A 22,840-nucleotide genomic window follows, 5' to 3' on the forward strand; every position below is an offset into this window, starting at 1 on the left:
CGTTCGCGAGTTAGGCAAGGTGCAACTTCTCAATATCGCGGCTGGGTGTGCGAAGTTCGTAGGGCAAACAGGTTTTCAGTCCTCGAGTCGCTACTTGTCGAGCGTGGTCAATATCCGGCTGTCCAACGACAAAATACGCGCGCTTTGGTTGCGGCTTTGATCTCGTAAGGCTTCGGCATAACCAACAGCAGACTCGGTTGTTGGCCGCATGCTCTCGAACAGCGGTTCGTCGGAATGAATGGCGATAATCTTGCTTTTACCAAGCGTGCTGTCATCGACCTGAAACGCAACGCCGCCGTTTTCCTGACTTTCCGCAATGGAATAGGCGACGCGCACTGACAAAGGTCCATTGCGTCCGTTACGGAGCGTCGAAATGTCGTTGTTCTGGCGTGAAATGTTGGGAATCAGATGGAACACGTTGCCGGAAACGTCCAACACCGAAACAGACAGAAAGCCATCCTGAGCGTCAGCAGGCAACACTATGTCGATAACCGGGTTTTCGCCAACCACATAATCCCCGGTCGGGTTTGGTGCGTTACCCGCTTCTCCGTTGCTGAAGTCTATACCGATTTCCCCCGCTGGCGCTGCCGGGAGAAAATTCTCGATCAGGCACAACGTCGGATTCAGGATACTGGTGTCGACGGTAACCGGGCGCTCTCCCCCAACCGCGCGAACGGAATCGAACAGGGCCGCACGTGTTTCAGCCGTTGCAACTGTTCCCTTGACCAGGATCTGGCTTTCGGGGCCGTAACCGGCGGCCGGAGGGTCCACTAGGTTCAACTCACCGCAATCGGCAAGGTTTTCGAGAACCGATGTAATTGCTTCGGCAGACAAAAACAGTTCCCTCAGTTCCACAGAAACATTGCCCTTCAATCCGCCGGAAAATCCCGCGCTGAAAACTTGTTCAACTTGTTCCTGGATACCCTTGTCACTCGTCAGGCCGTTGACCGACGCGTCATTCCCATTCAGCTCAAGTCTCCAGGAGTCCAACGGAGAAAGGGCCTTTATTGTGGCCACCACGTCCGCGCCCCATGTTTCAGCAATTTCACCAGATGCCAGTGTGAGTTGGGCGAATCCAGCGTCAGATTCCACGATTGCAGTGATTTCCTCTCTGATCTGTTCAGTCGGTACATTGCCAATCGCACGGGGAACGCCGTTTTGGGGCGCTTCCACAATCAGTGTATATGGGTTGGCTACGGGATAGGTTGGTCCCATCATGCTGTCGAATAATCCCGCTACGTATCCACCTGCGCCCAACAAAGCCAAGAAACCAACAAGCAAAATTACAACCAACCCACTGCGCGACCCTGTTTCATTCGCCTGTGGTGCAGGGCGCGAAGATTTTGGTTCCTTCATGAGCGCGGCTTGTGGCTTCGCCGGTTCTGGTTTTGCAGCACCCTTGGGCACGATAATCGTCGCATCCTCCAAAGGTGTTGTGTGCTCGGCCTTACGATTGGCAAGAGTGCGCAAAACCTCTGACGCGCTTTGAAAACGGTCGTCGGGGTCGGGAGCGGTCATCTTGTCGATTATCGACTTCAAAGGGTCCGGCACATCTTCTGTGTCCAAACGCTTTTTCTTATTCTCGACCACCTCCATCGGATTGCGCCCTATCTCGGGTGACTTGCCACGATAATTAGCCAAAAGCAGAGCGCCCAGAGAGTACAGGTCGGTGCGGGCATCCGTTTTGCCCGACAGTTGCTCTGGTGCGGCGTAGGCATATTTCCCGGCAAATTCGTTGCCGACAATGGTTTCTGCGCCGGGATTGGTGTCCTTGGCGATGCCAAAGTCGATAATCACTGCCTGCGCCGGGTCGCCGTTGCGCAGGATGATGTTGTCCGGACTCAGGTCCCGATGAACAATGTTCCTTGCATGCGCCGCCTCAAGGCCTTCACATACCCTCTTGCAGACTGTCAAAAGGTCCGCAGAAGACATCGGGCCTTCTTTAAGCTTTGCGTCCAATCCCGGCCCGTCCACATAATCCATCAAAAGATAAACGTGGCCATCGGCAGTTCGGTGATTTTCCGAATATCGCACCACTGCATCGTGCCGGATTTCACGGATTTCCTCTTCTCGCGTGAGCAGGACGAGGTAATCATCATTGCCCGAAAACTCTGCCTTAAGCACTTTTAGCGCAACTTGTCGGCCTGAAATTTCCGACTTGGCCCGATACACATCCGACGTGCCACCCCGGCCCAGGATCGCCTCGATACGGTAAGTATTATTTACCAAGTCGCCTGGCTGAAACAGGTCACCGGCGCGGGATTCGGTCATTCGGCCCCCATAGATCAATCGGTTGAAGCGAGTACGTTCTTAACCAAGCGCCTGGAATTCCACCCGACGGTTTTCATCTGCGCGGGTATCGTCCGAGTTATAGGGAACGGTTTCACCCATCCCGATGGCTTCCAGCCGGTTTTCCGGAATGCCGCAATCACCCACAAGATGACGTTTTACTTCCTTTGCACGCAGCAAGGACAGGTTTTGGTTATAGTCTGCCGACCCCGAACTGTCTGTGTGCCCGATGATTTGAAAGACCTGAACATCCACCGATTTCATGGCCTGGCAAAGCGAAGCGAGCTTGGGTTTCTGGTCGTCACGCAAGGCCGCAGAGTCAAAATCGAAACTGATCTGCAAATTGACCTGATCCTCCTTCGCGACTTCTTGATAATCTGTCGCTGCAGCCACTGTGGTTCCACTGCTTTCTTCGGTTTCTGCGGTCGTAGCTTGCGTTGAAGGCACTATAACCAAGCCGCGCGTTTTTTGCTTGTTGAACGCATCGGTCATCTCTTCTGCCGTCATCTCGCTCGAAGTTTGTGCGCTTGCCGCTTGCAGGGCGAACAACCCCACCGCGACCGATGAACAGAAACGAACGAGATTTTTTTTGAAGAACATTGCCCGGCTCCCTGGCGCCAAATGAAGAGTTCTCCTGAGATTAACCAACGGGAATTGGTGTCACAATCATTATGTGCATTTGTTGAGCCTTCGACGTGACAGTTGCAAAAGAGCATCCTAAAGTATCGCTGAGCGGTAAGAACGTCGGTTCACAGGGAAATAACTCATGCGTATCGTGCCTGCGATAATTCTGGCAATCGCAATTCTGCTGGCACCTATCATCTGGTACGTCTTCCCGATGCTTGTTTCGTCTGACGAGACATTTGATGGCCCGGCCATCGATTCAGGTGCGCGGATCGAAATTGAAATGCTCAGCCAGCAGGTCGAAGATCTGAGAAATCGCTTGGAAGAAATTTCCGGTGAAATCGGGCGCTTGCAATCCGGCAATGCCGCACCGTTACTTCAACCCGATAGCCTTGATGCGGATTCATATGGTTACGACAGCACGTCACCCAACGATATCATCGATGCCTATGCTCAGGTCGTTCTGATTGCCAACAGAAACAAGGTGAACCGAGAGTTGGAGATCGCGTCGCCATCATTTCTGGCTCAAACCTTCGGGCCGCCACGCGAGAACCTGACCGACACATGCCAAGCCATGACCAACGAGCGGTTGGCTGACAAGCTTATCCTCGAACAGGTTGGCCCGGTGCAGGTCCGTATGCTGAGACCCGCAATCGATTCTCTGCGTCAGGTCTTCGACAACATTCGAAGGACAGATCCGGACCTGTATGCCCGGATAAACACGGCCGGTTCGCTGTGTGTGCGGCTGATCCGGGGATCGACCTCATCGGCGTCAGCCCATGCTTACGGTTTGGCTGTGGATTTGAACATCGACGGTGTTCTGGACACATTGGGCGATGGGAAAACCCAGTTGGGTCTGACGATCCTGGCCGATTTCTTCCGCGAAGAGGGCTGGGTATGGGGCGCGGCCTGGGGCCGCGAAGACTCGATGCATTTCGAAGTCAGCCGCAACAAAATCGAGGAATGGATCGAAGAAGGCGCGCTTTAGCGGCAATCCACGTTTCGAAATCCGTCCTTGCAACAGAACCGTTCCAAGCCTTCATGAGCGCCCTGTTCTATACGGTCATTTCCTGTTCCGCGAAGGCAACCGCTTCTTCAGAAAGCACTTTCACTTCATCAAGCTCGCGGTTTTGGAATGCCATTTTCAATCGGTCCAACAAGCTTTCAGCTTGATCGCGATTTTGCGTCGCTGACGCGATGGCCCCATGGGCCGGTTCGACAAATTCCAAATACACACGGGCAGCGGCATTGCCATTCGCTATCGCCGCTTCTGCCGTTTCGAGACAGTGAAATGCAGCCAGAAAATTTCGGGCACGCGCGGCTTGATCGGCCTCGGCCAAAGCCGCATGAACCTGTCCAAGTTCTGGTTTGACGCAATTGCCCACGTTGACGCGCTGCAACTCTTTCGCACGGGCGACCAACTGTCTGAATACGCTGGCGTATTTTCCGTCCTGCAGGACGTCTTGGGTCACTTGTTCGACGATCCGCCGTGCAGTCTCAAGCATGGCCAGCGCACCCGCTTGATCAGGAAGGATGGCTCGAGCTTGCCGAAGTGTCTTTATGCACTCGGACAGTTCAGTCGAGAATTGGCGGGAAGCAGGTAGCTTTTTCAACCCGCCCACCATCGCGAAAATGCGGGCATAGACTTTGTCGAAGTCGTCATCTTTTTTCACGGCTGGCAACTTTGAAGCCAAATCCAGCCCCTTTGTGCCCACTCGCAATTCGGTACGCGCCTTTTGCAGCATGACAACCGCACCGACCCAATTGTCGCTTTTGGTAAAGTTGGCGGCGTCGTTCATCATCTCGCGGACGTCGTTCAGAACTGGCTGCGCCGGACCACCTGCTGGAGCAAGGGCTTCGATCCTTGCGATTTCAGCAGTAAGTTCCGTGACCAGGCGCGCATAGTCGGCCCCACGTGAGGCCTCTTGCATCATGGCAGTATGGCGGTGATCCTGCCCTTCGCATACGGCCAGAGCCTGCCCGATATCCCCGCGTGCGATTGCCGCCTGCCTGCGCTTTTCGTCTGCTTCCATGCGCGCGAGATAATCGAGAATGGCTATATCCCCCCCAGTGTGTTTCTGGGCCAGGGTCTGCTTGAGCCGCGTCTGAAACTTCTTCTCTTCCTCCAGGTACAAGACGGCCGCATCGTACTCCCGATCCAGAGCGCGAGCCGTGTCACGTTCCCGATCCAATACTATTTCAGCGTTTTCTCCAGCACCCTGGGCAATCAGATCGCGCGCCTTGGAAAGTGCTTTCGAAAGGGGGGCGGACAAAGGTTGCAACAACCGCGCCCCCCGCGGAGGCAAGGCATGAACCCGCGCCAAAAGTAACTCGAAATCTTGTGCAGTCCGTTCGAAATCGCCGCTTTCATCGGTCCGATCGCCGCCTTCGGGCCCCTGCGTATCTGTAAATCTTTCCAAAAAGGCTCGTTGGGATTTGGTCAGCATAAGCTTGAACTCCGGTTCAAAGCAGTCGGGAACAAAGATAGCCTAGGTTTCGGAATGTGGCGGAAATTTGTTGCTCCTCCAACATACTTGGCCCCGGATATTAACGAGAAACACACATCTCGGCTCTTTGTGCTTGCCTGATACGGCCCAAAAGGGGTTCTCTGTCAACTACCCGACCATTTGAATACAGTAAGGAACCAATGCGTTTTCCTCGGTTAGCCGTCTCGCCCAAACTTATAGCCTGCTTGATCTCCGCGTTGCTGTTCGGGGCGGATAACGGACCGGCGTCGGCACAGTCCGCCGGCAATCTGGCACCGTCCACTTTTCAGCCGCAGAACCAGCGCGCAACGTCAGGGCCAGTGACCGTCGCGCGAGACCCGGGTGCGCAGACTCCGCCGGGGTCTGACAGGCTATTCGTCACCATCGGCACCGTCGAAATCCAAAATGCCTTACCTCAGATGGCGGCCGCAAATCAGGCGTTCACACAATCTCTGGCTGGCAAACGGGTTCCTGTTTCCGAGATTTTCAGAGCCACAAGGGTATTGGAAAGTGAATATGCAGATGCAGGATATGTGCTGGCCCGGGTTGTTCTGCCGCAGCAGACTGTCAGGGATGGCGGCGCACTCAGGATCGTTGTGGTTGACGGATTCATTGAACGAATTGATGCAACAGCCGTCCCCGAACCCGTGCGGGGCCGGATCGTCCGCCTGACGGATCCCCTGATCGGAAAGCGCGGCATTCGTCTTCAGCAAATCGAGCGGGCACTTTTACTGGCCGGCGACACCTATGGTGTAAGGCTGTCTTCCACCCTTTCCACAGGCCGGCAGGATGGCGGCACGTTGCTCACCCTGGATGGCGAATACCAAAGGGTGACCGGATCATTTGGTTTCGACAACTCGCTTTCCGACGAACTAGGTCCACTAAATTTGAGCGCCGGTGTGGAACTGAACGGCGCGCTTCAGATGGGCGAGACGTTTTACGCTCGCCTCGGCGGCTCTCCGACCCGGTATTTTTCAGACTCGGCCCAATACCGCATTCTTGCTGCCGGCGCCGTGTTTCCGATCGGCTTGAGCGGGTTGACCTTCAACATCGAAGGCACATCCAGCCGGTCGACGCCAGATAATGAACTCATTCCGACCAACAGCAGCTTTGACCGCCTGTCTTTCCGGTTTTATTACCCATGGATCCGGTCGCGACGGTTCAACTTGTCCTCGCAGTTCATTCTTGATCGCACAAGTGACGAGCAAAACCTGATCGGAACAACGACCGAGTTCCCAGTCTATGACGACGAATTGAGCGTTCTGCGGGCTTCCCTCGATGGGACTTGGAACTACGATGACGGATCATACCTGCAAGCCAGTGCAGTTTTGTCACAGGGCATAGATGCGTTTGGCGCGCGGACAACACCAGGGCCAGGGGAAACACCGCTTTCACGTCAGGGTGCTGATGCGGTTTTTACCAAGCTCGTATTGGGTTTCCAGTATCTTCGCCCATTTGACAAGAATTGGAGCCTGTCGTTGCGCGGTCGCGCCCAAAGCAACTTCGGGGATCCACTGGTGTCCTCCGAACAGATCAGCCTTGGCGGCACGGGAGAGTTGTCGACCTTTGATGCCGGAACGATCAAGGGCGATGATGGATGGGTCCTGAGGGCCGAGGTTGCCCGACAGATGGCGCTTTCCATTGGCGGCTATCCGTTTATTGGCAAACCATATTTGTTCGGAGCCACAGGTATGGTAGGACTGGAAAATCCGACTGTTTTTGAACAAAGCACCACCAAGGCTTCCAGTTACGGACTTGGATTCGAATTTTTGACGATTGAAAACTCCCCATTCAAGTCCGGATCATTGCGAGTTGAGTATGGGAGAGGGTTAAGAGATGATCTTGAACCAGATGAGAACCGCTTCAGCATCGTCGCCAGCCGCAGGTTCTAACAAGATGGCACACCCATATTCTTCACCATTCCTAGTCGGCACCTTGGCGACGTTGCTCTGCACAACTGCCTTGGCGGACAGTCTGCCAACGGGCGGAACCGTAAGCGCTGGTTCCGTGGCGATCACTTCTCCATCGTCGTCCCAAATGAACATCAATCAGGGCTCAGATGCCGCCATCGTCAACTGGAACAGTTTCTCCATCGGTCAGGATGCTCAGGTCAACATTGCCCAGCCAACGGCAAACAGCACTTTGTTGAACCGGGTAACCGGAAACACTACCTCGCAGATTCATGGCCAGCTGAACGCCAATGGTCAGGTTTTTCTGGTCAACCCAAACGGTATTTTCATCGGCCCGAACGGACATGTACAAACCGGCGGTTTCGTGGCGTCCACTTTGGATATCAACAACGACGATTTCCTTACCGGGCAATATCGATTCAATGGGCACGGCAGTTCGGCAAGTGTCGAAAATGCGGGCCAGATTTCAGTTGTACCGGGGGGATATGCCGCTCTGATGGGTGGCAAGGTCAAAAACTCGGGTGTCATCCGGGTCCCTCTGGGCAAGGTTGGCCTGGCGGCCGGAGAGCAGATTACGCTTGACGTCTCCGGTGACGGTTTCCTTCAGGTTGCCGTACCCTCCGACAGCGACGACAGCATGGATGCATTGGTCGAAAACTCCGGGTTGATCGAGGCAAATGGCGGTCAGGTGCATCTGTTGGCGGCCAGCGCGCGGGATGCGGCGCGTCAGGTTGTGAACATGTCGGGCGTGATCGAGGCGCAGACAGTCGGCGGACGTTCCGGCGCCGTTGTTCTGGGAGGAAGCGGCGGCAGCGTTAACGTCAGCGGAACAATCAACGCTTCTGCACAGGTAGAGTTGGTTGAAACCAGTCCGCGTCCCGTGGCTCGACCGGCGACCGGAGGGGACATCACCATCACTGGCGAGCAGATCACGCTTGCTGGCGCCGAGCTTCTGGCCGACGGGGCAGGGGAGGGACAAGGCGGCCTGATCCGCGTGGGCGGTGACTATCAAGGCAGCGGCACTCTTCAGCACGCTTCGCACGTTGATGTCGATGCCGATACACGGCTGTCCGCCAATGGCGGCGACAGCGGGGACGGCGGTCGCATCATCGTCTGGTCCGATGTCTATACCGAGTTCGACGGCCTGATATCCGCCCGGGGCGGTGATATTGCTGGCGACGGTGGCTTTGCCGAAGTGTCGGGCAAACTGGATTTGCGCTATCGCGGTTTGGCCGATTTGCGAGCACCCAACGGCGAAGTCGGACTGCTGCTGCTCGATCCTACAAACATCACCGTGCCCGGCACCATTGACGTGGTCACGATAGAATCCAATCTGGCTACCACCTCTGTTGAACTCAACACCAATGGCACCGGATCTTTGGTTGTGGGTGGTTCCCCGACGGATCTCGGCGGCTCGGGAGCGGACGCCGGCGACATTACGATCAACAGCGCGATTACCTGGAACAGCTTCAGCGAATTCCGGTTGACAGCTAACCGAAATGTCATCCTGAACGCCGGGATAACCGGAACGACCGGTGAGTTTGCCATTAATGCCGGCGGCACGATCACCACCGGCGCAAGCGGAGCCGTAAACGTAGGGACTTTCCGACTGGAAAACGGTACTTGGTCTCAGGTGAACGGAACGTTGCCCGCATTTCAGGCTTCGGATTTTCAACTCGGCGGTTCCACCACCTTTTTGCGTGCCCTCGGCGGTGACGGGTCTGCTGCCAATCCATATCAATTGGCGGACATCTACGGCGTACAAGGGGTAAACAGCACCTCACTATCCTCGTCGAATTTCGTGCTTGCCAATGATATCGACGCAAGCGGAACATCTGGTTGGTTCGATTTTGGCGAAGGTTTCGAGGGATTCCAGCCCATCAGTTCGTTTGACGGAACCTTCGATGGGATGGGCCACACGATTGACGGGCTGTTTGTCGACCGCTCCGGAGCTATAGGCGGGCTGTTTACCACGCTAGGAAGTAGCGCGGTCGTAACAGATTTGCGGCTCGCGAATGCTGATATCGTGACCGGCGGCGGAGGTATCCTTGCCGCTGTCAACAACGGGTTGATCGAAGGCTCGTCTGTCTCGGGATCGATGAGCAATCAGTCTTCGGGTGGGTTTGAGTACGGCGACTCCGGTCCCTTCGGCGGCATGGTTGGAACAAATAACGGCACCATTCGCGACAGTTTCTCGTTGGCTTCTGTCAGCTACCAAGAGCCGGGTTTTGGGTCAGGGTTGGTTGAAATCGGCGGGCTTGCGGGTGTGAACGATGGAACCATACTCAGGTCTCACGCGGGCGGAACGGTTACGGGCACCGATCCTGGGTCTGGTTCAACCATCGCCAGCTTCCATGCGGGCGGCCTGGTTGGTGAGAATGGTTCGACCGGGTCCATTCAAAGCTCTTACGCCATCGGCGACGTAACACTTCCCCTTGCCGGCGGCACCGGGACGGCAGGGGGCCTGATTGGCAATAATGCAGGTGGAACAGTATCTGCATCCTATTCAACAGGCGGTGTTTCGGTTTCGAACGGAACTGCTATCACCGGTGGTCTGGCCGGGGCCAATACAGGAACGGTAAGCGGTTCTTTCTGGGACACGGGCACGTCCGGACAAAGCACCAGTGCGGGCGGCACCGGGTTGAACACGGCCCAGTTTCAGGACACGGATGGTTTTGTCTCGCTGGCAAGCGCCGTTGGGTGGGATTTCGCGAACAACTGGGCTCCGGGCGCATTCGGCCTCTATCCCCAGAACTACACCACCAGCCCCGTGATCTACGTGACATATGATCCACTGTCCGCCCAATACGGCAGCACATTCTCCGCGACCGCAACCGGCACCGTCACAGGTGGTCCGGGAACCTATTTGTTCGGGCCGGCAGGTGACACACTCGACACCGCACCAGCCTTCACAAACTTGTTCTTTGCCGACGATACGGTAGGAAGTACGACGTTTGCGACGTCGACGACATCGCTCAACAGCTCTCAAGGCATAACATATGACGTCGCGGCCCTGTCCGGTGCAGGAACGGTTACACCCGCGCCTTTGACTATTACCGCAAATGACCAGTCCAAGACATATGGCACCACGTTCAGCTTTGATGGCACGGAATTCACGGCAACGGGCTTGATCGTCGCGAATGAAGATTTTGTGTCGAGCGTCACGCTGACAAGTGCAGGCTCGGCCGAGTTTGCCAGTGTAGCCGGAAGTCCCTACGCAATCGTCGCAAGCAACGCGACCGGCGGGGGGTTGAGCAACTACGATATCACCTATGTAAACGGTCAGCTGACCGTGGATCCCGCGTTTTTGTCCATCACCCCCGACTTCCTGAGCCGCACTTATGGCGACGGCTTCGCCTTTACCGGAACCGAGTTTACGACAACGGGCCTTTTGGGGTCCGACACGGTGACAAGCGTGACACTGACCAGCGCTGGCGCGGCTCAGTTCGCTCCGGCATCGGGCAGCGCCGGATATCTGATCGAATCCAGCAACGCCATCGGGTCAGGTGTCGGGAACTACGACATTTTTTATGATACCAGCCTATTGTTCGTTGATCCTGCGTCTTTGACTGTTACCGCGCTAAATCAGGTAAAACCGGAAGGTCTTGAATTTGTTTTCAACGGGACCGAATTCACCACTTCTGGCCTTGTGAATCCGGCCGATAATGTTGCCTCAGCGCAGCTGCAAAGCGCAGGTGCCTCAGCGGACGCAACAATTGATGACTCGCCTTACGCAATATCTGTTTCCAATGCGACCGGCAGCGGCCTGTCGAACTATGTCATTACTTATGTGGCCGGCCTTTTCGATGTTGTGGAGGAAATAAACGTTCCGTATCCGCCGATACCCAAGATCGAAATCACCCCGACCGTAGATACCAAGATCAGTACCGGCGGCGGTGGCGGTGGCTCCAGCACCGGTGGCACTGCCGTCACACCGGTCGAAGAAGCAGCCAAGACGCTGGATACGGTCGAAATCGTTTCCGATGACTTGGATGCCCGTATCGCGTCGTGCGGTGGCCAAGGTGACGATGTTGCATTGTACCTGGCCTGTCTCGCCGATGCGATGGACGACTACGCGGGCGATCTTGAAAGCATTGCATCCGACCTGCCGCCCGGTTTGGAACAGATCGGAGACATTGTCCGCGGTGCGGCCGCCGGGGTACGGGAAGCAGGCGAGAATGCCAATCGCCGTCTTGCCCTGGCAACCACGGCCGCAGAACGTGAATCCATCCGGCGTGAGGCCGCCACACAAGCACGACGTGCGATCCAGTCGGCTCAATCTGAAATCCGTAAGGCGATCACCCTGATCCGAGCTGATGATCCGGAACTGGCGGGATTGCAACGTCAGCAGGTCGAGACAATCGTACAGGCGGTGGGCCGCGCCGAGATTAGCCTGTCCCGCGTGCTGGAGTTGTGATGCACCGGCACGACGGATGACTTGCTTCTACGTGTGATTTCAAAAGGCGCTCCAGCTCTGCAGGGCAGGGGCGTACAAATTGAAACGCCTAACGGCAGGCAATCGCGAAAGTGGCCCCAACCGCAGCAATGTTTCCATTGACTGGATGATTAATCATTCCTCTACGTTATTGTTGACGGGATGGATTTTTGCGAAATCCGATTGGCATATGAAGAACGCCGCGCAACACATTGTAAGTAAAAAAATATCAAAATCCACAAGCTGAACTGGTTGGTTGAATTCATTGCGTATTTAAGAAATTTGTAATGCTAACTGTTCAGATGTGGTAGATTGAAACAGTCGATCGCCGTCTCTAGTTTTTGGTGTTTCCACCTTTTAGCAAAGCAGGAAGGTCAAGGAACGCGGGGTGTTCTTTCGCGGCCAACCTTCTTTCTTTAGGTCCCGATACGAGAGACGTTCGCTCGATGATCGCAGGAACGTTTCCCGCGATGTGTTTGAATGTAGTGCACCGTGTTTGGTGGTTTGGTTGTAAATGGTACTGGGGGGTTGTCCCAATGAGTGGGGATAAGCAAAAGGGTTTGCCGTCTTCGTCGTGGTCCGACGAAGCCGGCTTTGAAAATACTAAGGCCGCATTGGGGTCTGTCTGCAAGCGTCGCTTTGCAGACATTGCCTTTGGCCAGAGGGTGGGCAGATGACTGTTTGCTGCTTGCCCAGACCGGTTGATGACATCTCACTCCCCAGAGGACTAAGGCTTAACCTTGTTCCTTTTGGATTGCTTTGTGTTTTGTCGGGTTATTCAGTTTATGCGGTGCTGGTATTTGCCGGACTGAATCCGTTACTCGCGCTAACCGCGCAATTCGCTTTGTGTTGGGATCTTAATCTGCGATGCCACGCAACTCATGTGTTCCGTTCCAGAGGAACAACCAGGTCGCGCGTCTATATCCTTGCGAATATCGTCGTGTATCTGTCGAACCTTTACCTACTGCAGTTGGTATTGAAGTCTGGCGCAGACGCACTTACGGCTCAGGCCCTGGCGCTTTTGCCGATTGCGCTTCTTTCACACGTTTTGAACTCCCATGCTTTGGGCGTGCGGCCACGCGACTATCGGGGCGATTTGGTCTGACCTCACGAAGGCCAGTTCGCGTCCTGCGCGCGCTGTGCCTCGGTCAAACCGTCGTCAAAGTAAGTCTCATAATATTCGTTTTCGACCCGGTGCGTCTGCAGCCAGATTCCCGGCGCGTGAATCGCTTCGCAATGCGCTGGAAAGCGCCCGTGTGTATCATGGATATAGGTGCAGATATCGCGCGCGCAGTTGATCACATCCTGCTCGTATTCTCCGGCCTCTTCCAGATACTTGTTCCCGAAATCACCTTTGTAGATCCTGGCGAACAACTCCTCGTTTTTGTAGATGCCGCCATCGCCGAACTTGCCGGCAATAACCGCATCAACGGCATCCGACATTGAATTGTAATAGGGTGGGCATTTGCCCTTGATCAGATGTTCCCCGTGGTGACGCAGTCCCACTGCGTGAGCGCGGACATCCTTCATCCTTGTGATCGGCAGCGTATGCCAGCGGAACAAATCCATGAACCGCCATCTTGGCGAAACATGATCGAAGTTCAGCATGGATCCGTATTTCTTCTGGAACTTCGGATCGCCAAGCAAAACAGGCGGAGAGATTGCAGCGTGTATCCAGCCACCGAGGCCCAAGGCCTCCGTGACCAGAAACAGGTTTTGAATCAGCAGATCCGCTTCGATCTGAGTACGCATCTGGCCCAGGGCGCCCAATGGAATTTTGATATCGGGGTTCAGGAATCCCTTCTTGATCCACTCCTTGACACCAGCGGGCTGATAAAAGTTCCGATCATCCACAATGACCGGGCGCGCATGGTCGGGTTGGGTCAGCAGATACATCAACGCATTGATGTACTGGTGCGACAGATCCACCACGGGGAAAAAGATCGTTGATCCGGGCCTGTTCGACAAAAACCGGTTTGCATCAAGATAGGCCGGAAAGTCGCGCATATCGGCGGGCACATCAATACGGCGATCCAGAATGCGCACCTTGGCTCGTTCCGCCCGCTCGATCAGCACATCCGGCGTCCAGTTTTTGGTGCCGCCTGCCAATGGATCGAGACGGCGCAGGAAATATGTACCGCTATCGTTGATCATGAAGAAATGCGTGCCTTGCGCATTATCCGGGCTTCCCGCAGTGCGCCCTTCCATCACCAGGTTGGGTTTGGACATGATCGGATCGCCGCTTTCGTCGTCGAAAAAGGGTCTGTCCGGCATGGTCATGCCTGACGCGCCGGTTGCCGCGATCAGAATGGCCTCTTGCAATGGATCGAGGGGTGAACGTTCGTTTTCTGACGTCCAACTTAAAGAGCCTGCAACCACGTTCGAACCACGGCTGACCCGCTTGGTTCGCCGGTTCCAAAGGGTTCGGGCAAGGGGGGTTTCCAAAAAGGCATCTAGCCCCTTCGAGGTGTCGGCTTTTCCCATATCTCACCCTCCGTCTACAACCCGCCATGGAGCAAAAGCGGTACCCGTTTTTGGCAAGACCGATGCAAACTCGGGGAAGTGACGCAGCAGTACCGACTTCATCCCGTTCCGTGCAATCCAATCCATACCCAGCGGTGTATAGACTTCCGGTCTGAAATCGGTGGTCAGGAACCGGTCTGACTGCAACCGCCGCGACGCCATCAGAATAAACACACGAAACGCGGTGTCGGAGAATCCAAACCCGTCGGGGGGCGTTTCCCCCAGCAAGCCGATTACCGTATCGACCTTGTCGATGTCGCCATAAAGCTCTTCAAGTGTCCGGTTTGTTGCGGGGTCTGCCGTCAAATCCTCCCACCGGGTTACCGGGGGCATATGCAAACCTTTGCGAAACTCGTTGTAACGCGGTACGCGTCGCGCGCGGGTTCGTACAATGTCGACAACCGACAAATCGATCAACTCGCCAAATCGCTCCAGGTTCTGAAGCGATTTTGGAAAGTTGTGCAGTGTGATTGCTCCGGGATGGGCAACTGCAAGTGAGTATAGCGCATCCCTCAGTCCCAGCTTTCGCAATTGGTCATCGGTGTGCTGGCCCTGAATATCCAAAAATCCAAGCCGCGCTTTTTCCTTGCCGGACCCGAAGTCATAAAAGATGTAATCATCCGGAATAAGCGGATGCATCCGGTAAACCGTCGCGAACTCCTCGGTCAGCGCGTATCTGGCCGTGTGGTGATCAGGAAGGGTTTCCGGAATGCCCTTCAAGGCATGCACGTCCGTCAGCCATATCCCCAACCGTGTCAGCCAGGACTTTGGCGGGCCGAACCAGTTGGTCTTCATCCCGATATCCAGCGCCTCGGTGCCAAGAATGGCGGGGGTCCATTCGACCGTATGTATCTTGGCAATCAACGCTGACACGATCAGTCGCGCGGTCTGATAGACTCTTTCTTCGTCCATCCGCGGATATTCTCTGCTCAACGCATCGCAGATCGCATTGTGTTCACGGGCAAAAAGCGTGTGCATGGTCGACAAGCCCAACCACCAGCTTTCGTTAAACCCGGTCATTTCAAAACCGTGAACGTTCTCGGGCAGATACCCGTTATCTAGTTTGAGCTTGGCTCCATCTCTCAGCGACTGCGCCGTCTTTGAATTGTTGCCATAGACCTCCGATCCATCCCACCAATGCGAGGTTTCATTAGCAAACAGGAACGGATCGCCACCGTCACCAAGCGGGATGTTTCCCGCAATGCGCATTTCCCGTTCGGGCACTCCATCGGGTGTATTGCGCCAATCGGGATAGGCATCGGGGATCGGGACAATGTCATCCTGTTCGCCCAGCTTGCGGCGTTCATGTGCGACCCAGTCATGAACCTGAAACTGTATCCAGGAGGCCGCCAGAATATTCAGAATCTTGGCCGGGATGAAAGAGTCCCGATCCATCAGCCTACGCGCAACCTCTATCGGGTTGGGACTTGCAGAGGGCTGGATTTGTGGCGGCATGTTGCGCCCGAAACTGGCGCCCACCGCTCCCATTCGGGGATCGGAAAGGTCGTTATAGGTGCCATCATATGTTCGATACAGCCGCTGTTCGGCGGTAGGTTCTGATGGGACAGTTCGCGCTGACGGAACCTTTTCTTCGGGATCGGTGTCGAGCAGACTTTTCTGTCTCAGGTCGTATCTCAGGGCGTCCAGGTTCAGCAGTTGTATCAACAGAAACGGGATCTTATGCCATGGCACGCGCCGGTTGACCGCGCGAAGAACGGACCGCGCCAAATTGCCAAATACCCGGTTCTGCAATGGCGGTGGATGTGCCTTGAACCGCTTGCCTTGACGATGGGCCGCCGAGGCATCATAGACCGTCTTGCGTGCCCGGTTCAGGTTTCCAAGCGGCCTGAATGCGTCCGTCGTGTTCCACGGGTTGAATGCCATGCCGTCAACAGCCGCGGCGTCGGCCAATGCATCGGTCGTGGAAAGATCCCGCCGGGGTATCACCAGTTCAGCTACCTTGATAGGAGGGCTGACAGTTTCTTCCCATTCATGCGCCGCATCTTCGATCGGTGTCTGGGCTTCCGATACAAAGCGTTGGGCAAACAGCTCAAACAGAATGTCCCCCGTGGCCTGTCTGGCTGCGAATTCGGATGAAAGACGTGCAGGGCCAGTGTATTCGCCAGCAACGCCAGGTGCGCCGGGAGCCGGCTTGAAAACATACCGCACCGCCTCGTTACCCCAAGCGATGGCGCCGCGGCTCCAATAGCTTTCAAGGGCGACACTGTCACAAGTCCTAAGCGCCTCACGAACGTTTTGCAGCATGCGCCATGTCTCGGACGGGCCCAGTACAAAAGCCAACTGCAAAAGGCCAAAGAGCTTCGACACCCTCCCTCCGGCAAGCGCGTGAGCAAAAATCACGAATTGTCGGGCGTTGCGCGCGTGCGGCACGGGATAATTCGTGGCCAGAAGGTCGTGCGCGACGCTTTCGCTCTCTTCAATGCGCACAGCGATGCCACGCAAATCCTTTTCCTCGTCCGACTGGGTTTGTGAAGACGCGTTGGAAAACCGGACCATCGCGGGATAAACAGATCCGGGTTTGGCAAAGCCAACTTGCAGGTCTTCAGGCAAATCTTCCACAAAGCGGAGCTCGGCACCTTTCAATGCCGCAATCGATTTGGTGTGAAAGGCCCGGTCCACCTTGCGTGCCTTGGCCGCCGCCTGAGACTTGAGTTGGGCGGCCATCATCAGTTCGGCAAGTTTTTTGGTCTCACTTCGCTCAGCCTCCGGAGAACCGCCAGAATAGGTTTCGGTCCACTTGTGCGAAGTCGCGGTATTGCCGGTCATCTTGGCCTCCCAATCACAACCCAAATCTTTCGCGCACACCCGACCAGAGCGCAGCCAGAATTCCTTCGGGATGAGGCGAATAATGCGGCAGGGCCAGACGTGTGATCCGGGCGTCGATCAACGTGGGCTTCCCGCTGGCCAGGGCGGCACGAAATGCCTCTTCGAAATCGTCCAGCTTGTCGACAGCAAAGCCTTGCGCCCCACAGGCGCGGGCATAGGCGGCATAGTCGGGATTGTCGAACTCCACCAGACCGGTCTTGAAAAACGCTGATAGCTGGTAGAGCTTGATCAACTTGAACTCTCGGTCATTGAAAATGACCCAGATGACCGGGATGTCGTATTGCACTGCAGTCATCAACTCGAACCCGGTCATCAGATAGGCGCCATCTCCCACTGCAGCGACCACCGGCCGGTGCATTTGAGAATATTTTGCGCCAATGGCACCGCACACACCGATGCCCATAGGCCCGTAAGTTCCGGGTTTACGAAAATTCTGACCTTCGTCGAGTTCTAGATAATAAGCCGTCCAGGCAGCATGCGCCCCCGCATCAGTCAGAACGATCCCACTGGGTGGAAGCATCTGCGAGATTTTTTGCACCATCTCACCGGGGTGAAGTTCTTTCTGCGGCGAGATGATGAACCGTTCATCATAGTCCTCGGGCCGATAGTCGCGTTCTTCGATTGGGCCTATCTGGCGGTCTAGCTGTGCAAACACCTCTTCCAATGCCAGTCGGGCGTCTCCCAGAATGACAAGGTCAGCCTTGTAGAACTTGTCGAACTCACCCGGATCGATATTGATGTGAATAAGCGTTTTTTCCTTGAACAGATCTTCAAAGAAATCGAAAGTCGCATGCTGTGCGAAAGAATTTCCAACAGCCAGAACGACATCTGCCTCTTCAAAGACTTCCCACGCCGCCTTGTGGCCGGAATCGCAATACAGCCCGATGGCAAGCGGATGCTCTTCATCCACAATTCCCTTGCCGTCCATTGTCGTCAGCAGAGGCATCTGAAAGCGCTCAATGAATGTTCTGGTGATCTCGTGCGCCTCTGCTCGAATGGCCCCGAAACCAGCCAGCAAGACGACCGTTTTTTCGTCGCCCAAGGCGTTTTTGAGGCATTCGACAACTTTCCCGACTTGTGCCGGGTCAGGACGCATGACGGTTTTACTCAGCTTCAACGGCTGGAAATTCGTTACCTCGACATTGGGGTCAGTGATGTCTTCGGCGATTGCTACATGAACCGGTCCCGGACGTCCTTCAAAGGCGACATCGATTGCCCGCTGTAACACATCGACAAGATCGTTCGGATCGGTGACCAAATAATCTGCAGGTTCTCCAGTGGCGGGGTCTTTCTTGGTCACCGCCCGAAAAATCATGCGCGAGTCCGGTGTCCGGACCAATCCCGAAGTCTCGTTCAGGCTCCCGCGACCTTGCCACGCCAATGTCGAATAGCCGCTTATCGCCAGCAGAGGATAACTGTCGGTCAACGCCACCGACAGACCCGAAATCAGGTTGAAAGCACCAGGGCCCGCTGTCGCAAAACAGACCCCCAGCTTGTTGGTGAACATGGCATGGCCGCAGGCCATAAAGGCCGCACCTTGTTCGTTCTTGGCGATAACCGGTCTGATCTTTTCCGAGGCATCCAGCGCCAGCATCAATCCCGCGGCGTTTTCACCAGCGCCACCATATGCGGCATCGACACCAATGGATTCGAGCGCGGCAACAACCGCTTCGTACACCCGCATTCAATGCACTCCGCCAATAAATTCTCTAGTATAGTTTGAGTAATCTACCAAAAAATCGCGAATTAAGATAGTGACGGCCAAACCGGTTGGTATAAAGTCGCCAATGGAATACTTCTAAGAATTCACCATAACACTGATTACACGATGTGGAACCACAGCCATATTCCGACCCCGCCGCTATCAACTCTCCACCGTTTCATGCCGTCCCGCCAGAACCGATGCTTTCGGCCTCTGGGACGGTTACGCTCTCGAAATGGCCGCCTGAAAGACGCGGGCCAGACCGCTGTCAGTCGCGTGCAAACAATTTGGCAATACCGCTCAGACCGCTTGAAAAATCAGTTGCTAGAATAGGTTGCATGCGCATGATACCGCGTCTGGTATTTGTGGATATGGACGCGGGTCATTGCGGCTTCTTCATCAAGCGGTGGCGCGGGACAAATAATCCTCCATCATATCACCAAAGCTTTGCTCGATGGCAATTTCGAAGCCCTTTTCGCACCGCATTACCAGTGCCCTGAGGCCGAAAACTTCGGTGAACGTGGTCGCCTCCTCACTGAATTCAGCGTCATGCATATCCAACGGACAGGCTATGGACATCACCTCGGCGGCCTGTGGGCCCACTACGTGAAAAAAGGTCAGCGTATCGGAAACACACACGATACTGATATCGGCCGGGCAGTCAGTCGGCCTGAGCGTTGTATTCAGTACGCCTTCTAGCTCCAGAGGTGCCCGGACGATCCAATGGTCGTTCCCGATAAAGTACACTTCTATGTTGCCCCGCGCGCGCCGCGTGTTGGGCATTTCTGGCAATTTGGGCAAGATATCACCGCACCAGCTTTGGATAGCCGAGGGCGCGCCTTTCAGATCGAATAGCGCATACAGGCTTTGCCGGCGGATCTGCACGTCGTAGCTCATGTCAGGACCTCAACAATTCGCCATCCGGGTCGTGAAACACCGGCTTGGTGATGGTTACCGGGATCGTCCCACCCTTTAGACGCACATGCGCGGTTTCCCCATGCCGCGCGTGGCCATTTTCCAAAAGCGCAAGACCGACCCAACGATCGTTGACAACGCTCCAGACGCATGCAGTGACAAGCCCTTCGGTCGCTTCCCTGCGCCCGCCTGGGGTCAGCGGCGCACCTTCGGGAATCTGGCGGCTCGGATCCTGTGGGAGCACACCCACAAGCTCGCGCCGAGGGCTGCCGCCGGCGCGGCGAAGCTCGACCGCGCGCTTGCCCAGATAGTCGGGTTTCTTTTTCGACATTACCCATCCCATTCCAAGATCATGGGCATCGACGGTTCCGTCGACCTCGTGCCCCAGCGACAGGAACCCCTTTTCAACCCGCAGAACATGGCTGGCTTCGGACCCCACCGGCTCGATCCCAAAGGGTTCGCCTACCGCCATTACCTTGTCCCACAATTCCCGCATGTGCCGAGGGGCGACGTTGACCTCGAAAGACAGCTCGCCCGTAAAGCTGACCCGAACCACCCGCGCAGGCAGGCCGGCAACAGTCCCTTCACGGAAACTCATGAACGGGAACGCGTCGGAAGACAGATCAATATCGGTCCCCATGGCCTGCAATACCTCGCGTGCCCGTGGCCCACAGATCGTGGCATTGTTCCACTGGCTGGTGACGGTCGTGATCATCACCTGCCAATCGGGAAACTCGGTCTGCAGCAACTTTTCCATATGCTGGTTCATCGCATCAGCATGACCGGTTGAGGTCGACATTAACCAGCGATGCTCGTCCAGCCGCAGAGTCACGCCATCGTCCAGGATCAGCCCATCATCAGATAACATCAGGCCATACCGTACCTGACCCGGCTTCAGGCTGGACATCACATTGGTATAGAGGAAATCTAGAAACCTGCCGACATCCCGCCCCTTGAGTTCGAACGTACCCAATGGCGAACCATCATAGACACCCACGCGTTCGCGCACTGCGCGGCATTCCCGATTTACCGTTTCCTGAAAGCTCTCATTTCCACGCGGGAAATATCCCGGCCGACGCCAGCGCGCGCCCGCCTCGTACATGAAGGCACCCTGTTTCAGATTCCACTTCGTCACCGGCGTGTGACGATAGGGGAACAGGACACTCCCCTCGCGAATGCCGCCAATCGCTCCAAAAGAGACCGGGGTGTATGGCGAGCGAAAGGTGGTTGTTCCGACATCTTGCAGCGGGCGACCCTGCTGCATCGCCACCGTTCCGATGATGTTGATGTTGCCCGTTTTGCCCTGATCAATTCCCATGCCGCCAGTGGTGTAGCGTTTGACATGCTCGATGTTGTCATAGCCTTCCCGCAGCGCCAGATGTACATCATCCACAGACACGTCGTTCTGCAAATCCAGAAATGCCTTTCCGCGCTGACCTTCCGTATCTACACGCCATAGAGGTTCGATCGCATAGTCCCGTTCCTCACCACCTTCGACAATCCGATCCAGCGTCATATCACCAGCGGCTGCACCGACGGCTCGGCAAGCCTGCACGGCCTGATTGGGAACGAATCCGGCGATGCTTTCTTCGAACCGCACCGAGCTGCGCGATTGTGACCACAGATGTACATTTGGACTCCAACCACCTGACAAGGCCAGAACATCGCAATTGATCCACTGGCCCGAACCGCCACTTAGCGGCTTGGTCAAAACGGCCTTGACGCCTTTTCTCCCCCGAACACCTGCGGCCACGGTGCCAGCGTAAACCGGCAAGCCGTTGACTGCATTCAGCGCGGCCTGTGGCACGGTCTTGCGGCTGTCCAGAACGGCAGTCACCGTGATACCCTTTGACACCAGATCCGCAGCAACTTCATAGGCGCTGTTGTTGTTCGTGAACAGGGCCACCTGTTGGCCCGGCCGCACTCCAAAGCGGTTGGCATAGGCCTGCACCGACGAGGCCAGCATCACGCCTGGGCGGTCGTTGTCACCGAACACCAGCAGACGTTCGGTTGCGCCGGTTGCAATCACCACCTCACCCGCCCGGACCCGCCAACTGCGCTCGATCACCGAGGGGTTTTCAGGCCCGCGCTCGTTTACAATCAACAGGTTGTGCTCACGATAGGCCCAAACAGTTGCGTTCTGCAGATGGGTGACATTTTTCATCGCTCGCAATTGAGCAACCGTGTCCCCAACCCATTCCATTGCCGGAGCGCCATTGATGAACAGCTCGCGGTTGAGGAGGCTGCCGCCGGCCTCACGGCCTTCGTCCGCAAGGAACACGCGTTTCCCAGTCTGGGCCGCTTCCAGCGCGGCACGCAATCCAGCCGGACCCGCCCCCGCAACCAGCACATCCGTATGCGCATGACGCGCCTCGAAATGACCCGATGCGGGCGGTTCGGGCGGCGCTTCGGCAAGGCCTGCAGCCCTTCGGATCGAAGGTTCGAACAGGTGCCAGTCCGGCCATTTGAATGTCTTGTAGTAGAACCCCGCCGGGATGAATTTCGCAGCCAATTGATTGACACCGCCCAGATCAAAATCCGGCGAAGGCCAACAGTTGACCGAGCGCGCGCTCATCCCGTCACGCAGCGGTACCGTGGTAATCGGATTGTTGCCCGAGGCGTCGACACCTTCAAGCTCGACCAGAGAGGCGGGTTCTTCCGGCCCATGCCCGACGATGCCACGCGGCCGGTGGTATTTGAAGCTACGGGCAGTGACGCGCACTCCGTTTGCCAACAACGCCGAGGCCAGCGTGTCGCCTTCATAGCCTTCATAAGTTTTGCCGTTGAACCGAAATTTGATCGGGTGTTCTCGGTTGATCAGCCCACCCGAAGCGAAACGGTTTTCATTTCCCATCGGGCTTCTCCACAATGTCATGGGTTTTGGTATCACGCCAGATTTCGAACCAGGTGCCGCACCCGCGCGCGTGCCACCAACGTTCCTGCACAGGACCCAAGGGGTTTGGTACTATGGTCAGGTATTCGACCCATTCCACATCGCTGGCAGTATTCGGGTTGGGGCGATCAGCTCCGACGGGACCGCCATAGACAAACTCACTTTCGTTGCGACGCCCACAGAAAGGACAGGGAATGTTCATCATGATCTCGTCCT

General features: G+C 56.0%; 13 protein-coding genes. 4 read left to right on the top strand and 9 right to left on the bottom strand.

Annotation, left to right across the window (positions count from 1 at the left end; all coding sequences use genetic code 11):
• Positions 1 to 90: 90 nt before the first annotated feature.
• Together AC2FMY_RS17980 and AC2FMY_RS17985 are read right to left on the bottom strand one after the other, a co-directional pair.
• The gene (locus tag AC2FMY_RS17980) at positions 91 to 2,271 is read right to left on the bottom strand and encodes a serine/threonine protein kinase (RefSeq protein WP_496807837.1); all 2,181 of its coding nucleotides are present in this window, start codon (positions 2,269 to 2,271) and stop codon (positions 91 to 93) included.
• A gap of 39 nt (positions 2,272 to 2,310) precedes the next feature.
• Complete coding sequence (locus AC2FMY_RS17985) at positions 2,311 to 2,937, bottom strand: OmpA family protein (protein WP_496807838.1); 627 nt, start codon at positions 2,935 to 2,937, stop codon at positions 2,311 to 2,313.
• Between the two features lie 118 nt (positions 2,938 to 3,055).
• Between AC2FMY_RS17985 and AC2FMY_RS17990 the strand changes: the two genes are divergently transcribed.
• On the top strand, positions 3,056 to 3,901 hold the full coding sequence (locus AC2FMY_RS17990) for a M15 family metallopeptidase (protein ID WP_480751892.1): 846 nt from the start codon (positions 3,056 to 3,058) through the stop codon (positions 3,899 to 3,901).
• Between the two features lie 67 nt (positions 3,902 to 3,968).
• Here AC2FMY_RS17990 and AC2FMY_RS17995 read toward each other — a convergent pair whose 3' ends face one another.
• Entirely contained in the window at positions 3,969 to 5,333 is a 1,365-nt protein-coding gene (locus tag AC2FMY_RS17995) for a hypothetical protein (protein WP_496807839.1), read from the bottom strand.
• 227 nt (positions 5,334 to 5,560) lie between these two features.
• Between AC2FMY_RS17995 and AC2FMY_RS18000 the strand changes: the two genes are divergently transcribed.
• The 3 genes from AC2FMY_RS18000 to AC2FMY_RS18010 all read left to right on the top strand — a co-directional run bounded on the left by AC2FMY_RS18000 (position 5,561) and on the right by AC2FMY_RS18010 (position 12,849).
• Complete coding sequence (locus AC2FMY_RS18000) at positions 5,561 to 7,291, top strand: ShlB/FhaC/HecB family hemolysin secretion/activation protein (protein WP_496745841.1); 1,731 nt, start codon at positions 5,561 to 5,563, stop codon at positions 7,289 to 7,291.
• Between the two features lie 4 nt (positions 7,292 to 7,295).
• Positions 7,296 to 11,726: a two-partner secretion domain-containing protein gene (locus AC2FMY_RS18005; protein WP_496745843.1), complete on the top strand. Its 4,431-nt coding sequence runs from the start codon at positions 7,296 to 7,298 to the stop codon at positions 11,724 to 11,726.
• A gap of 691 nt (positions 11,727 to 12,417) precedes the next feature.
• Positions 12,418 to 12,849: a GtrA family protein gene (locus AC2FMY_RS18010; RefSeq protein ID WP_496807840.1), complete on the top strand. Its 432-nt coding sequence runs from the start codon at positions 12,418 to 12,420 to the stop codon at positions 12,847 to 12,849.
• Positions 12,850 to 12,851: 2 nt separating this feature from the next.
• Here AC2FMY_RS18010 and AC2FMY_RS18015 read toward each other — a convergent pair whose 3' ends face one another.
• The 6 genes from AC2FMY_RS18015 to AC2FMY_RS18040 form a co-directional block, all read right to left on the bottom strand.
• Entirely contained in the window at positions 12,852 to 14,228 is a 1,377-nt protein-coding gene (locus tag AC2FMY_RS18015; RefSeq protein WP_496807841.1) for a hypothetical protein, read from the bottom strand.
• A 3-nt stretch (positions 14,229 to 14,231) separates the two neighbouring features.
• Positions 14,232 to 17,054 (bottom strand): peroxidase family protein, encoded by a 2,823-nt coding sequence (locus AC2FMY_RS18020; RefSeq protein WP_496807842.1) that lies wholly within the window; start codon positions 17,052 to 17,054, stop codon positions 14,232 to 14,234.
• Between the two features lie 13 nt (positions 17,055 to 17,067).
• Entirely contained in the window at positions 17,068 to 18,798 is a 1,731-nt protein-coding gene (locus tag AC2FMY_RS18025; RefSeq protein ID WP_496745847.1) for a thiamine pyrophosphate-binding protein, read from the bottom strand.
• 417 nt (positions 18,799 to 19,215) lie between these two features.
• The gene (locus AC2FMY_RS18030) at positions 19,216 to 19,713 is read right to left on the bottom strand and encodes a sarcosine oxidase subunit gamma (RefSeq protein WP_496745849.1); all 498 of its coding nucleotides are present in this window, start codon (positions 19,711 to 19,713) and stop codon (positions 19,216 to 19,218) included.
• A 1-nt stretch (position 19,714) separates the two neighbouring features.
• Positions 19,715 to 22,585: a 2Fe-2S iron-sulfur cluster-binding protein gene (locus AC2FMY_RS18035; protein ID WP_496807843.1), complete on the bottom strand. Its 2,871-nt coding sequence runs from the start codon at positions 22,583 to 22,585 to the stop codon at positions 19,715 to 19,717.
• Positions 22,575 to 22,829: a sarcosine oxidase subunit delta gene (locus AC2FMY_RS18040; RefSeq protein WP_480751879.1), complete on the bottom strand. Its 255-nt coding sequence runs from the start codon at positions 22,827 to 22,829 to the stop codon at positions 22,575 to 22,577. The genes AC2FMY_RS18035 and AC2FMY_RS18040 overlap by 11 nt, the downstream gene beginning before the upstream one ends.
• Between the last annotated feature and the right edge of the window lie 11 nt (positions 22,830 to 22,840).

This window comes from Ruegeria sp. YKSE079 (assembly GCF_059612845.1).

Coding starts and splice junctions, on each gene's coding strand:
- AC2FMY_RS18010 (WP_496807840.1), top strand. CDS start 12,418: ATGACTGTTTGCTGCTTGCCCAGACCGGTTGATGACATCTCACTCCCC.
- AC2FMY_RS18005 (WP_496745843.1), top strand. CDS start 7,296: ATGGCACACCCATATTCTTCACCATTCCTAGTCGGCACCTTGGCGACG.
- AC2FMY_RS18040 (WP_480751879.1), bottom strand. CDS start 22,829: ATGATGAACATTCCCTGTCCTTTCTGTGGGCGTCGCAACGAAAGTGAG.
- AC2FMY_RS17990 (WP_480751892.1), top strand. CDS start 3,056: ATGCGTATCGTGCCTGCGATAATTCTGGCAATCGCAATTCTGCTGGCA.
- AC2FMY_RS18015 (WP_496807841.1), bottom strand. CDS start 14,228: ATGGGAAAAGCCGACACCTCGAAGGGGCTAGATGCCTTTTTGGAAACC.
- AC2FMY_RS18035 (WP_496807843.1), bottom strand. CDS start 22,585: ATGGGAAATGAAAACCGTTTCGCTTCGGGTGGGCTGATCAACCGAGAA.
- AC2FMY_RS18020 (WP_496807842.1), bottom strand. CDS start 17,054: ATGACCGGCAATACCGCGACTTCGCACAAGTGGACCGAAACCTATTCT.
- AC2FMY_RS18000 (WP_496745841.1), top strand. CDS start 5,561: ATGCGTTTTCCTCGGTTAGCCGTCTCGCCCAAACTTATAGCCTGCTTG.
- AC2FMY_RS17980 (WP_496807837.1), bottom strand. CDS start 2,271: ATGACCGAATCCCGCGCCGGTGACCTGTTTCAGCCAGGCGACTTGGTA.
- AC2FMY_RS18030 (WP_496745849.1), bottom strand. CDS start 19,713: ATGAGCTACGACGTGCAGATCCGCCGGCAAAGCCTGTATGCGCTATTC.
- AC2FMY_RS18025 (WP_496745847.1), bottom strand. CDS start 18,798: ATGCGGGTGTACGAAGCGGTTGTTGCCGCGCTCGAATCCATTGGTGTC.